Genomic DNA, 12,085 nt, shown 5'->3' on the forward strand with positions numbered 1-12,085 from the left:
CGCATCGCGTACAGACAGCGCCACGTGCAGATCCACGACGGCGAGGGCGGGCAAGGGGTCTCCACACCCCAATCGCTTCGCGAGGCTATCGAGATGGCCGGAGCTTGTCCGGTGTCAGCGCGACCGTCGCGAGCGTCCTGCCGTCGTCATCGGCGAACTCCACCTCATAGGCGAGTTCCGGCCGCTGGAAGACGTGCACGATCGTGCCGACCGACCCCGCGGGAATCCGCTCCTCGGGCAGGTCGGTCGTCAGCTCGACAAGGTCGTACAGGTCCACGTTGAGATCCTCATGGGAACGAGATAGTGACGAGTCGAGGCGTGGCCGAAGCCTCTTCGAGCAGCCAGGCGGTTCGGACGATGATAGTGCCGTTGGGCCCCGTAAGCGGAAGGTCGACAGACCATCGCTGTCCGTACTGATCGGCCTTGCCCGGCATCGGCGTGCCATCACGGACGCCGTTCCGGATCTGGCTTTCGATGAGGTCCGCATCGCCGACGTCCAATCCGGTAGCCGATTTGATCACCCGGTACTTGTTCCTTCCGACCGGGTGGTCGGGGTTCATCGCATAGTTTGTGATCTTCCGAGAATCGATCTCCGGATGACTGAAGTTCGGTGTGTTCGGGTCACGAGGAACGTGAGGGCCCTGCCCGCCCGATGACGGCTCGGGATCCTTCGGCCTGCCACGTCGTTGCAGGTGTCGTCTCAGGAGGTCGATCAGTTCGGTGAGGCGGCGCGCCTCGGGGATCAGCCGCCGGAGGCTGGCCAGCAGCCCGCGCAGCCACCGGGCGATCCTCGCCGCGAATGCGGCCACGGTCGTGACGACCTGTTCCACCACGAGGGGCGTGGCCAGCCCGAGACTGAGGGCCTCCTCGGCCGCGTACACGACGAGGCGGGAGACGCAGAGCGCGATGGCGTCGCGGACCATGAGCCGCACGGCGGCGATCAGGCAGCCGGCGCCCTCGGTGAGTGCGGCCATGGTGTCGGCGGCCCGGCTCAGGCCGACGAGCGCGCCCTGCTGCTCGGCCGCCCACGACCGGTACGCGGCGCCGGCGGCCCCGCCCCACTCGGCGAGGTCCAGCCGGACCGCCCGGGTGAGCGCCTCCGCCTCGGTACGCAGCGACCCGGCGACGTTGCGGCAGGTCTGCGCGTGGGCGGCGATCTGCGTCGGGTCGCCGGCCAGCCAGTCGAGCGCCTCGGTCAGCGGGCGGACGTGTTCGATGATCCAGGCGATGCCGTACTGCAGCAGCGAGCCCACCGGGTCGGAGACGAAGGCCAGCGCGTCGAGGCCGGCACCGATCACGCCGAGGCTGCCGTCGATCCAGTTGCCGTCGCGGATGCCCTGCCCGATCAGCTCGATGTCCTCGGCGATCCACACCCCGCTCCACGGGCTGGTGCTGTCGACGGGGGCGGCGACGAGTGGGTTGCCGGTCACCGCCGCCCGCGCAGCCCGTCCAGCGCGGCCTGCGCCCGGGCGTCGGCGCCCCGGTAACGGTCGGCGGCGGTCCGCAGCCGACCGGCGGTGTCCCGCACCGAGCCGGCGGCGCCGTCGACGCCGTCGACCAGCACCCGTTGCACCTGGTCGACCAGCACCGGCATCAGCGCGCAGAGCTGCCCGTACGCGTCGCCGCCGAGTCGCACGGAGCGACCCGCCCCGGCGGCGAGGTCGACCGCGTCGGCGACGGCGTCGAGGTGCCCGGCGTGCACGTCGAGGTCCTCCGGCCGGACCCGGACGCCCTCACCGGGTGGCACCGGCGCCTCCGTCGTCGGGCCGGCGCAGCCGGCGGGCGTACGACTCGACCACGGCGCGTGCCGTGGCGTCGTCCGCACCGAGCGCCGCCTCCGTCGCCGCGACCGCCCGGCGGACCAGCTCCGCCTGCGCCGCGCGGGCGGTCGCCAGCACCTGCTCGGCGGTCCGCGCGGCCGACTGCCCGCGCACCCGTTCGTCGAGCCGCAGGTCGACCAGAGCGCCGGCGGCGTCGACGGTGGCCTCGACCGCGCCGTCGGCACTGCGCGCGGTCGCGGTGAGCGCCGTCAGGTCCCGGGTCAGCGCGGCGGTGCGCGCCGCCCGGTCGGTGATGGCGGACTCCCAGTCGTCGACCCGCCGTCGTACGGCGTCCAGCGCCGCGTCATCCGTCCACACCCCGAGCCTCCCCGTCCCGCCGGTGCGAGCCCGCGTCACGTTACCAACCGAAGTCGATCCGTGCCGCCCCGTGACGGCGGGCAGGCGTGTTCGCCTGCGCAACGGGTATCCGGCGTCCCGGGCGGCGGCCGTGGCCGCCGGGATCGGAGGTGCCATGGAGGCCACGGTGGTCGGCGTGGTGATCGTGCTCGCGCTGCTGGCGCTGCTCGGGACGCTGAGTATCCGGCTGGTGCAGCAGTACCAGCGGGGTGTGGTCTTCCGCTTCGGCCGGGTGCTCGACCGTGTCCGGGAGCCGGGTCTGCGCGTGATCGTTCCGGTTGCCGACCGGATGGTGCGGGTCAGCATGCAGACCGTGGTGATGGACGTGCCGGCGCAGGGCGCCATCACCCACGACAACGTGACGCTCACGGTCGACGCGGTCGTCTACTACCGGGTGGTCGACCCGGTGAAGGCGCTGGTCAACGTGCACAACTACCCGTCGGCCGTGCAACAGGTGGCGCAAACCGCGCTGCGGTCGGTGATCGGCAAGGCCGACCTGGACACCGTGCTCGGCGACCGGGCGAAGGTCAACGCCGAGCTCAAGGCGGTCATTGACGAGCCCACCCAAGAGCCGTGGGGGCTGCTGATCGAGCGGGTCGAGGTCAAGGACGTGGCGCTGCCCGAGGGGATGAAGCGGTCGATGTCCCGCCAGGCCGAGGCGGAGCGCGAGCGCCGTGCCCGGGTGATCGCCGCCGACGGCGAGTTCCAGGCGTCCCGCCGGCTCGCCGACGCCTCCCGGGCGATGGCGGCCACGCCCGGGGCGTACCAGCTGCGCCTGCTGCAGACGGTGGTGGACGTGGCGGCGGAGAAGAACAGCACCCTGGTGATGCCGTTCCCGGTCGAGCTGCTGCGCTTCTTCGACCAGTTCGCCCGTACCGGGCCGGAGCGGAGCGGGCCGGGCGTGCCGGATCTCGGGCCGGTCACCGGGAACGTCACGGCGGCGGCCGAGCCCGAGCGCGACTCGCCCCCCGGCTGATCGCGGTGGGCCGGGGCCCGGCCGCGCCACTCAGGCCGGGACCGCCGATTCCGCCGCCGGCTCGCCCGACTGTTCCGGCACGGCGGGCGCCGGCGGGCGGGGCAGCGTGAACCGGAACCGCGCGCCGCCGGTGTACGTCTCGTCCAGGCCCAGCGTGCCGCCGTGGTACTCCACGATCTTCTTGCAGACCGCCAGGCCGATCCCGGTGCCCGGGTACGAGCCGCGCGGGTGCAGCCGCTGGAAGATGACGAAGATCTTCTCGGCATACCGGGGGTCGATGCCGATGCCGTTGTCCTCGACCGTGAACGACCAGCCGTCCGGGGTGTCGGTCACCGTCACCCGGATCCGCGACGCCCGCTCCGGGCTGCGGAACTTGACCGCGTTGCCGAGCAGGTTCTGCCACAGCATGGTCAGCAGCGTCGGGTCGCCCTGCACGGTGGGCAGCGGGTCGCGGGTGATCTCCGCGCCGGCCTCCTCGACCGCGTGGGACAGGTTCGCCTCCGCCTGCCCGAACACCTCGCCCAGGTCCACCTCGCGCAGGTCGCCGTAGACCCGGCCGATCCGGGAGAACGTCAGCAGGTCGTTGATCAGCTCCTGCATCCGGGTGGCCCCGTCGACCGCGAACCCGATGTACTGCTGGGCCCGGTCGTCCAGCTGGCTGGCGTAGCGGCGCTGCAGCATCTGGCAGAACGAGGCGACCTTGCGCAGCGGCTCCTGCAGGTCGTGCGAGGCGACGTAGGCGAACTGCTCCAGGTCCTCGTTGGACCGGCGCAGCTCGGCGGCCTGCTGCTCCAGGGCGTCCCGGTCGTGCTGGCTGCGCTCCAGCGCGTCCACCATCCGCTGCCGCATCGTCTCCACATCGTCGGTGAGCCGGGCGATGTCGGCCGGCCCCTGCGGGCGCAGCCGGTGGCCGAAGTCGCCGCCGGCCACCTGCCGTACCGAGACACCGAGCCGCTCCAGCGGCCGCAGCACCGTCATCCGCACCAGCACCGAGCTGATGACGCTGGTCAGCAGCAGCGCGGCGAGGATCGCCACGAAGGTGAGGTCCCGCAGGGCGCGGGCCCGGTCGAGGTCCGCCCGGCCGGCGTCCCGGATCCGGTCCAGCCGCCCCTCCAGGCCGGTCAGCTCCGCCCGGGCCGCGTCGAAGGCGGCCGACCCGCGGGTCGCCACCGCCGCCAGCTCCGCCGGGGTCGCGCCGGCCTGCCGGCCCCGGATCAGCTGCTCGGCGACGTCGTCGCGCCACCGGTCGGCGAGTCCGCCGGCCCGCTCCAGGTCGCGCAGCGCCGCCGGCTCGTCGGCGAGCAGGCCGCGCAGCCGCAGCGCGGTCGCGTGTTCGGCCGCCACGCTCCGCCGGTACGGGGCGAGCAGGCGCTCCTCGCCGACGAGGGCGTACGCGTGCACGGCCGCCCCCTGGCTCGCCAGCTCGTTGTCGAGCTGCCCCACGGCCGTCCGGGCCGGGGCGATCCGGTCGGCCAGCCGGTCGGAGACGGTCGCGGTGTGCGCCAGGGCGGCCGCGCCCACCGCCCCGCCGAGCACGACGAGGGCGGCCATGGTCAGCAACATGACACTGAGCCACCACCGGGTCGTCTTCCGCCGGCCGCCCGGCGCCGGGACCGTTCCGCTGCCGCTCACGGCCTGCACATTAACCGAGTCGGCCGGGCCCGGCGCGGTGGGCGTGACGCCGGCGGCGGGGCTTGCCGGGTGCTGCTACCTGTGGGGGCGTGTGTCCGCGATCGACCATGCCAGCACCCCGCCGGGTACGCCGTCACCCGGCGGTCCCGACCCGTCCGGGGCCGACCGGGCGGACGTCCGGGGCGGCGGAGGCAGCCGTTGCGCCGACGGCCCGTCCCGCACGTCCGGCCACAATGACCGGCGTGGCGCCCCCTGACTACAGAACGACCCGACCGAGGCGGTGCCCACCCGCGTCCTGCACGACGACGCGTCGGGCCGCCCCGCCCCGCCCCCGGCCGAGCCCACCGTGCGGCTCACCCCCGCCCGGCCCACGCCCCGCCCGGATCCGGTCGAGCCGACCGTCCAGCCGGGTCCGCCGCAGCCGACGGTCGACCCGGGCGTGGGGGAGTCCACGGTGCACCTCGGCGTGGGGGAGCAGACGGTCCGGCTGGGCGGCGCGCAGCCGACAGCGGGGCCGGGCGGAGCGAGGCCGACCGTGGGCGCAGCCGACACCGGGCGTACCACCGCGGCCGGGACGGGCACGGTCTACGGCGCGCACACCGCGGGCGGCGGCGGGCACCGCACGGCCGCCGCGCCGCGGGGCGCGGAGGTGCGGTTCGGGCCGGGCGTCCCGGCGACGCCCCCGGCCGCGCCGGCCTGGCCGACGCCCCCGGCGCGGCGGCGACCGTTCTGGCGGACGGTCACCTCGGTGCTGTCCGCCCTGCTCACCGTGGCGCTGCTCGTCGCCGTCGGGGTGTACCTGTGGCAGCGGATCAGCCCGCTGGAGATCAGCGGGGTGAACGTCACGGTGCCCGAGCCGGCCGGCGACCGGTGCGACGTCACCGTCGAGGTGGTCGCGACCGTGCGCACCAACGGCCGGGGCGGGGTCATCGAGTACCAGTGGCTGCGTTCCGGCAGTCCGCCGAGCAGCGTGCTGACCGAGCGCGTCGGCCGGGGGCAGCGCAGCGTCGACCTGACCCTGGAATGGACGTTCAGCGGGGTCGGCAGCACCCGGCAGACCGCCACCGTCAACATCACCTCCCCGGCGCCGGTACAGGCACAGACCGAGGTGGCGTACGACTGCCGCGGTTGACCTCCCGCCCGCGGTGCCGCCGGGTCCGGGTTTCCGCCGGATCCCCACGGGGTAGGTCGGCCCGGACGAACCGGTGCCCCCTGTGGAGGATTTCCGATGCGAGACAACTTCGGTGACGCGGTGGGAGACGCCCTCCGCTCGGTGATGCTATTTCTGCCCAAGGCGGTCGCCTTCCTGGCCATCCTGGTGGTCGGCTGGCTGATCGCCAAGGCGGTGCTGAAGATCGTGGACAAGGTGCTGGAACGGGTCGGCTTCGACCGGGCCGTCGAGCGCGGCGGCATCCGGCGGGCGTTGGCCCGGTCCCGGTACGACGCCAGCGACATCGTCGCCAAGCTCGCCTACTACGCGGTGCTGCTGGTGACCCTGCAGCTCGCGTTCGGGATCTGGGGCCCCAACCCCATCTCGGACCTCATCGCCGGGGTCATCGCGTGGCTGCCCCGCGCCTTCGTCGCGATCGTCATCGTGGTGGTCGCCGCGGCGATCGCCAACGCGGTCAAGGACATCATCGGCGGCGCCCTCGGCGGCCTGTCGTACGGCCGGATCCTGGCCACCATCGCCTCGGTGTTCATCCTCGGCCTGGGCGTCATCGCCGCGCTCAACCAGATCGGCGTGGCCACCGCGGTGACCACCCCGGTGCTGATCGCGGTGCTGGCCACCGCCGGCGGCATCCTCGTCGTCGGCGTCGGCGGCGGGCTGGTCCGGCCGATGCAGAGCCGGTGGGAGTCCTGGCTCGCCCGCGCCGAGCAGGAGTCCCAGCTGATCGCCACGCACGCCCGCGCGTACCAGGCCGGCCGCCGCGACACCGAGGCCGGGCTGGCCGGGGCGGGCGCCGGCGCGGAGCCGACCCAGGTGGTCGGCGCCGACCCGGAGGCCACCCAGGTGGTGCCCGCCCCGTCCGGCCACTCCGGCCCGGCCGCGCCGGTGCACACCGACCCGGACGCGACCCAGCCCACTCCGCGTGGCGCCACCATCCCGGCGCAGCCGAGCGGCGACGACGCCGAGGCCACCATGGTCATCCCGCCGGTGGACCGCGACCGGCGCTGACACACCGCCGCCGGGGTGGGGCCCGTTGGGGCCCCACCCCGGCGCGTGTCCGGGGAAAGGCGTGACCGAGCCGGGTCGGCCCGTCTACCATCGCCGCATGACCTGGCGATGTTGATGCACCACTAGAGGCCACTGCCGTGGGCCGCCGCGGTCGCCGTACGTCCGGCGTCCGTTTCGTCCCTCCGGGAAGGCCTCATGACCCCCATCTCCGCACGCGTGCCCGACCCGCGTGTCCGCCGGCTGGCGGCCACCCTCTACGGGTACGCGTTTCTCGGTGAACTCGTCCTGCTCTACCCGGTGTACGCGCTGCTGTTCAGCGACACCGGCCTCTCCGTCTGGCAGATCAGCTCGCTGTTCGTGATCTGGTCGGCCAGCAGCATCCTGCTGGAGGTGCCCTCCGGCGCCTGGGCCGACGCGGTCTCCCGGCGGCTGCTGCTCTGCCTCGCGCCGCTGGTCAGCGCGGCCGCCTTCGCCCTCTGGGTGCTGGTCCCGTCCTATCCGGCCTTCGCCGTCGGCTTCGTGCTCTGGGGCGCCGGCGGTGCCCTGGCCTCCGGGGCGCTGGAGGCGCTGGTCTTCACCGAACTCGACCGCTGCGGCGCGGCCGGCCGGTACGCCCGGATCATCGGCCGGGCGCGGACGGCCGAGACGCTCGCCGTGCTCGCCTCGATCGTGCTGGCCGCCCCGGTGCTCGCCGCCGGCGGTTATCCGGCGGTCGGCGCGGCCAGCGTGCTGGCCTGCCTGCTCGCCGCCGCCGTCGCCACCCGGTTCCCGGAACACCGCGCCGCCGCGACCGGCTCCGCCGATCCGGCCGGCGCGCCGGAGCCGGCGGAGGCCGACCTGGGCTGGTGGGCCAGCCTGCGCGCCGGGCTGGCCGAGGCGCACGCCGATCCGGCGGTCCGCGCGGCGGTGCTGCTGGTCGCCGCGGTCACCGCAGTGTGGGGCGCGCTGGACGAGTACACCCCGCTGCTGGCCCGGGACACCGGCGTCGCCGCCGAGACCGTGCCGTTGCTGCTCCTGCTGACCTGGGTCGGGGTGAGCGTCGGCGGGCTGCTCGCCCCGGCCGGGGAGCGGCTCACCCGGCGCGGCTACGCCGCCCTGCTGGCGCTGGCCGCCCTGGCCCTGGCCGTCGGGGCGCTGCTCGGCCGGCCGGTCGGCTTCGTCCTGGTCGGGTTGGCGTTCTGCGGCTTCCAACTGGCCAGCGTGCTGGCCGAGGCGCGGTTGCAGGCGCGGATCACCGGACCCGGCCGGGCCACCGTCACCTCGCTGGCCGGGATGGGCACCGACCTGACGATCATCGTGGTCTACGCCGGCTACGGCCTGGTCGCCACGGCCGCCGGAAACGCGGTGGCCTTCGCGGTGGCCGCGGCGGCGTACCTGCTCGTCGCGCTGCCGCTGGCGGCCGGCGGGGGCCGGCGACGATGGGCCCGGCGGGCGACGCGCCAACCGGTGGGCGCCGACGACGTCGGTGGTGCGGCCTAGGGTGGCCGGGTGACGTCGACGTACGACAGCTGGGCCGACGGGATCCTGACCCAGACCGGCCTGCTGCGATCGCACCTGGCCGGCGCCGACCTGCGCGCGCCGGTGCCGTCCTGTCCCGGCTGGACGGTCGGGCAACTGGCGCGGCACCTCGGCCACGGTCACCGCTGGGCCGAGGAGATCGTCCGCACCCGCGCGGCCGGTCCGCTGCCCGACGACGCCCTGCGCGACCTCACCGGCTACCCCGACGAGGATCCGGCCGTGCTCGGCCCCTGGCTGGCCGAGGGCGCGACCCGGCTGGCCGACACCCTGCGCGCGGCCGGGCCGCACGCCCGGGTGTGGACGCCGGTCCCGGGCACCGTTTCGGCGTCCTTCTACGCCCGGCGGTTCTGCCACGAGACCCTGCTGCACCGGGCGGACGCGGCGCTGGCGCTCGGCGTGCCGTTCGCCGCCGCCGAGGCGGTGGCGGTCGACGCCCTCGACGAGTGGCTGGAGCTCGGCTCGCTGCCGGTGATGGTCGACCTCTACCCGCAGCGGCGGGAGCTGCTCGGCCCCGGCCGCACCGTGCACCTGCACGCCACCGACGCCGCCCCCGACAGCGCCGCGGAGTGGCTGGTCGACCTCACCGGCGATGTCATCGCCTGGCGCCGCGCCCACGAGAAGGCCGCCGTCGCGGTCCGCGGCCCGCTCACCGAGCTGCTGCTGATCGTCTACCGGCGCCGGTCACCCCGGGGTGGGGGCGTCGAGGTGCTCGGCGACGGTGAGCTGCTCGACCGCTGGTTGGCGGCGGTCGCCTTCGGGTGACCGCCGACCGGCCCTCGGCGGAGAGGTGCGAGCGCCCCCCGCCGAGGGCCGGTCACCGGCGACGCCGGCGTCGGGTCAGTCCGCGACGCCGGTGAACGCCACCACCTGCTCCACCCGGAGCCGCACCAGCAGCTCACCGGCCACCGCGTTGCGGCGGCCGTACTCCTCGGCACGGTCGCCGCCCATGTAGCGGGCGGCGATCCGGATCGACCAGGGAAGCATCTCGTCGACGTCCTCGCTCACGGTGACCCGCCCGCGCACGGAGACGAAGGCGTACGGCCGGTGCTCCTCGTCGACCGTCAGCGCCGCCCGCGGATCGCGCCGCAGGTTGCGCCCCTTCACGCTGGTCGCTCCGGTGTTGAAGACGAGATCGTCGCCGTCCAGCACGAACCAGACCGGTACCACGTGGGGTGAGCCGTCGGCCCGTACGGTGGCGAGCTTGCCCGTCCGGGTGCCGTGGCTGACGAACGCCCGCCACTGTTCGTCGGTCATCTTCTGGGCCATGGGGCCATTCTGGTCGATCTTCCCGACGGACGCGCCGGGTGCGGCCTGCCCGCCGCGGACCGGCCCGGCGGCGGTCGGTGGACCGCCGCCGGATCCGCCGGTCAGCCGGTGACGTGCAGGAACGACCACTGGTGGCCGTCGAGGTCGCGGAAGCCGCGCATGTAGAGCCCGTCCTGTTCCTGCGCCTCGCCGAGCGGCTCGGCCCCGGCCGCCACGGCGCGGCCGATCAGGTCGTCGACCTCCTCCCGGCTGTCCAGGGCGAGGCCGACGATCACCTCCCGGGCGGTCGCCGTGTCCGGGACGCCGACGCCGGTGTAACCGGCGAAGGCGCTCATGGTGTGCAGCATCAGGTGCGTCGTGTCGGTGAGGACGAGCTGGATGCTGCCGCCGTCCGGCGACAGGTCGCCGGAGGTGAACCCGACGGTCCGGAAGAACTCGGTGGCGATGGCCAGGTCGCGTACCGGCAGGTTGATGAAGGTCGTCGTCATCGCGGGTCTCCGTCCGACTCGAGGAGCTGCTTGAGCGCGGCCAGCCGCTCCCGCCAGTACGCCTTCAACCGCGCGGCCTGCTCCGCGCCGGCCAGCTTCTCGTGCTGCACCGCCACCCGGGACTTCGACTCGCCCACCGCGGCGAAGCCGACGACGATCCGGGTCGACCCGTCCGCCCAGTCCGCGCGGAACGTCTTCGGCGCGGTGGCGGTGCGGACCGAGACCGGGTCGGGCAGCCACTGTCGGCGCAGGGTGTCGTCGGCGAAGGCATCGAAGAGCCGCCGCACGGGCACCGCGACGGTGCGCGAGCCGTTGGCCGAGAACCCGCCGCCGCGCCGCTGGCCGGGTGCCCGCAGGCCGCGCGCCTGCTCGTACCCGACGGTGATCGTCTGCGCCCACCAGCCGGGCACCTCGTGGGTGGTGACCAGCCAGCGGGCGATCTCGGTGTGCGTGCGCCCGGTGCCGCCCCAGTCGTCGAGCAGGGCGAACCACTGCGCCCAGCCGCGGCCGGTGCGTTCGCCGAGCAGCGCGTCGGAGATCCGCTCGGTCTGCTCCGCGGTGCCCCCGGCGGTCGGGGCGGAGGTCGGCGCCGGCGGCTGGCCGGCCGGGTCGGTGACCGGCGCGGCGGGCTCGGCCGGTGCGGTCGGCCCGGCCGCGGTGGCGGGCTCGGTCTCGGGGGTCTGGGCGCGGGCGAGCAGTTGCCGGCGGGCGGTGGTGTAGCTCTCGCCGGTCTTGGCCATCCGGGTGCGGACCCGGGACTTGAAGGTGCGCTGGTGCGTCATCACATGCTCCCTGTCAACGGCACGGCCGCAGGGACTCACGCTCCCGTCGACCGCGCCGGAGAAGGCATGTGGCACGGCATCCCGAGAACACCTGGTTCCCTTTGCCTCCGCGACGCCGGCGGCGTGAGCACCGGAAAGGAGGTGGGGCGCGGGACGGCGCCGCCACCAGCATACGCCGGCCGGGGGGAGTTCGGGGAAGGGCGCGCGGAAGCGGTGGGGGTCAGGACGCGTCCGGCTCGGCGCTCTGCTCCCAGATCGACTTCATCTCGTCGAACGCCTGCTCCATGAGCTGCACCATCGCTCGCCGGGCGCGCTCGCCGTCGTGCCGCTGGATCGCCTGGGCGACGTCGGCGTGCAGCTGGAGGGCCTCGTCGCTGGGGTGGTGCGGCATGAGGTGGTGCTTGTGCCGGCCGGTGAGCACCTCCGCGATCAGGTCCTGCAACCGGACGAACATCTCGTTGCCGGACGCAACCAGGACCTGTCGGTGGAATTCGATGTCGAGGCGCAGGAACCGCTCCTCGTCGCCGGCCTTGCCGGCGGCCCACATCTTCGCCGCGAGCCCGACGAGATCGCTCGCCTCGTCGTGACCGGCCCGGGCGGCGGCCAGCCAGGCGGCGTGCGGCTCGACGGCGGTGCGCAGCTCGGTGATCGACCGGAGCTGGGTGATCCGGCCGGCCGAGGCGAGCCGCCAGCGGATCACCTGCGGGTCGAAGACGTTCCAGTCGTGCGCCGGGCGGATCATCACCCCGACCCGGCGGCGGGTCTCGATGAAACCGATCGAGGCGAGGACCCGCAGCACCTCGCGGATCACCGAGCGGGACACCGCGTAGCGCTCGACGAGCTCGTCGATGTTGAGGACCGCCCCGGGCGCCGGATCGCCGCCGCAGATGGCCGTGCCGAGGTGGTCGAGGACACGTGCGTGCAGCCCGGCCTCAGCAGGGGCGTTCTGGGCGGCTGCGCCCCCGGAGGAGTACCGTTCCACGCCACGGATCATATCAGTTGGATCAACCTCTTGAATAAGTCCGCTTTTTCGGCCTAGCATCCCGACGTTAAGCGGATGTAAACACCGA

At 74.4% G+C, this 12,085-nt stretch carries 14 protein-coding genes; 5 read left to right on the forward strand and 9 right to left on the reverse strand.

Going from position 1 to position 12,085, the window contains the following annotated elements:
- Positions 1-85: 85 nt before the first annotated feature.
- Genes AC1WTP_RS20180 through AC1WTP_RS20195 form a run of 4 tightly spaced genes read right to left on the reverse strand, consistent with a single transcriptional unit; the run spans position 86 to position 2,138 of the window.
- Positions 86-277, reverse strand: coding sequence for a DUF4926 domain-containing protein (locus AC1WTP_RS20180; protein WP_481650813.1), 192 nt, complete (start codon positions 275-277; stop codon positions 86-88).
- 10 nt (positions 278-287) lie between these two features.
- Positions 288-1,373, reverse strand: coding sequence for a WXG100 family type VII secretion target (locus AC1WTP_RS20185; protein ID WP_481650814.1), 1,086 nt, complete (start codon positions 1,371-1,373; stop codon positions 288-290).
- Positions 1,374-1,426: 53 nt separating this feature from the next.
- Positions 1,427-1,747: a type VII secretion target gene (locus AC1WTP_RS20190; RefSeq protein WP_481650815.1), complete on the reverse strand. Its 321-nt coding sequence runs from the start codon at positions 1,745-1,747 to the stop codon at positions 1,427-1,429.
- The gene (locus AC1WTP_RS20195) at positions 1,734-2,138 is read right to left on the reverse strand and encodes a YbaB/EbfC family nucleoid-associated protein (protein ID WP_481650816.1); all 405 of its coding nucleotides are present in this window, start codon (positions 2,136-2,138) and stop codon (positions 1,734-1,736) included. The genes AC1WTP_RS20190 and AC1WTP_RS20195 overlap by 14 nt, the downstream gene beginning before the upstream one ends.
- Before the next feature lie 154 nt (positions 2,139-2,292).
- On the opposite strand from AC1WTP_RS20195, the gene AC1WTP_RS20200 reads away from it, so the two are divergent.
- The gene (locus tag AC1WTP_RS20200; RefSeq protein WP_481650817.1) at positions 2,293-3,153 is read left to right on the forward strand and encodes an SPFH domain-containing protein; all 861 of its coding nucleotides are present in this window, start codon (positions 2,293-2,295) and stop codon (positions 3,151-3,153) included.
- A gap of 30 nt (positions 3,154-3,183) precedes the next feature.
- Here the strand turns inward: AC1WTP_RS20200 and AC1WTP_RS20205 are convergent, their stop codons facing one another.
- Positions 3,184-4,716, reverse strand: coding sequence for a sensor histidine kinase (locus AC1WTP_RS20205; protein WP_481650818.1), 1,533 nt, complete (start codon positions 4,714-4,716; stop codon positions 3,184-3,186).
- A 349-nt stretch (positions 4,717-5,065) separates the two neighbouring features.
- Between AC1WTP_RS20205 and AC1WTP_RS20210 the strand changes: the two genes are divergently transcribed.
- From AC1WTP_RS20210 to AC1WTP_RS20225, 4 genes are all read left to right on the forward strand, one after another.
- Positions 5,066-5,917 carry a hypothetical protein gene (locus tag AC1WTP_RS20210; protein WP_481650819.1) on the forward strand — a complete coding sequence of 284 codons (852 nt, stop codon included), beginning with the start codon at positions 5,066-5,068 and terminating at the stop codon, positions 5,915-5,917.
- A 96-nt stretch (positions 5,918-6,013) separates the two neighbouring features.
- Positions 6,014-6,961, forward strand: coding sequence for a membrane protein (locus AC1WTP_RS20215; protein WP_481650820.1), 948 nt, complete (start codon positions 6,014-6,016; stop codon positions 6,959-6,961).
- A gap of 195 nt (positions 6,962-7,156) precedes the next feature.
- A complete protein-coding gene (locus AC1WTP_RS20220) occupies positions 7,157-8,440 on the forward strand; it encodes an MFS transporter (protein WP_481650821.1) in 1,284 nt (427 codons plus the stop codon).
- 9 nt (positions 8,441-8,449) lie between these two features.
- Positions 8,450-9,241 carry a maleylpyruvate isomerase family mycothiol-dependent enzyme gene (locus AC1WTP_RS20225; RefSeq protein WP_481650822.1) on the forward strand — a complete coding sequence of 264 codons (792 nt, stop codon included), beginning with the start codon at positions 8,450-8,452 and terminating at the stop codon, positions 9,239-9,241.
- 75 nt (positions 9,242-9,316) lie between these two features.
- Here the strand turns inward: AC1WTP_RS20225 and AC1WTP_RS20230 are convergent, their stop codons facing one another.
- From AC1WTP_RS20230 to AC1WTP_RS20245, 4 genes are all read right to left on the reverse strand, one after another.
- Entirely contained in the window at positions 9,317-9,745 is a 429-nt protein-coding gene (locus AC1WTP_RS20230) for a PPOX class F420-dependent oxidoreductase (protein ID WP_481650823.1), read from the reverse strand.
- A gap of 101 nt (positions 9,746-9,846) precedes the next feature.
- A complete protein-coding gene (locus AC1WTP_RS20235; RefSeq protein ID WP_481650824.1) occupies positions 9,847-10,233 on the reverse strand; it encodes a VOC family protein in 387 nt (128 codons plus the stop codon).
- Positions 10,230-11,015, reverse strand: a complete 786-nt coding sequence (locus AC1WTP_RS20240; RefSeq protein WP_481650825.1) for a hypothetical protein — start codon at positions 11,013-11,015, stop codon at positions 10,230-10,232. Before AC1WTP_RS20240 ends, AC1WTP_RS20235 begins: the two co-directional genes overlap by 4 nt.
- A 220-nt stretch (positions 11,016-11,235) precedes the next feature.
- Positions 11,236-11,997 carry a FadR/GntR family transcriptional regulator gene (locus tag AC1WTP_RS20245; RefSeq protein WP_481650826.1) on the reverse strand — a complete coding sequence of 254 codons (762 nt, stop codon included), beginning with the start codon at positions 11,995-11,997 and terminating at the stop codon, positions 11,236-11,238.
- Positions 11,998-12,085 lie beyond the last annotated feature (88 nt).

The sequence above is a fragment of the Micromonospora sp. R311 genome, from assembly GCF_056780015.1.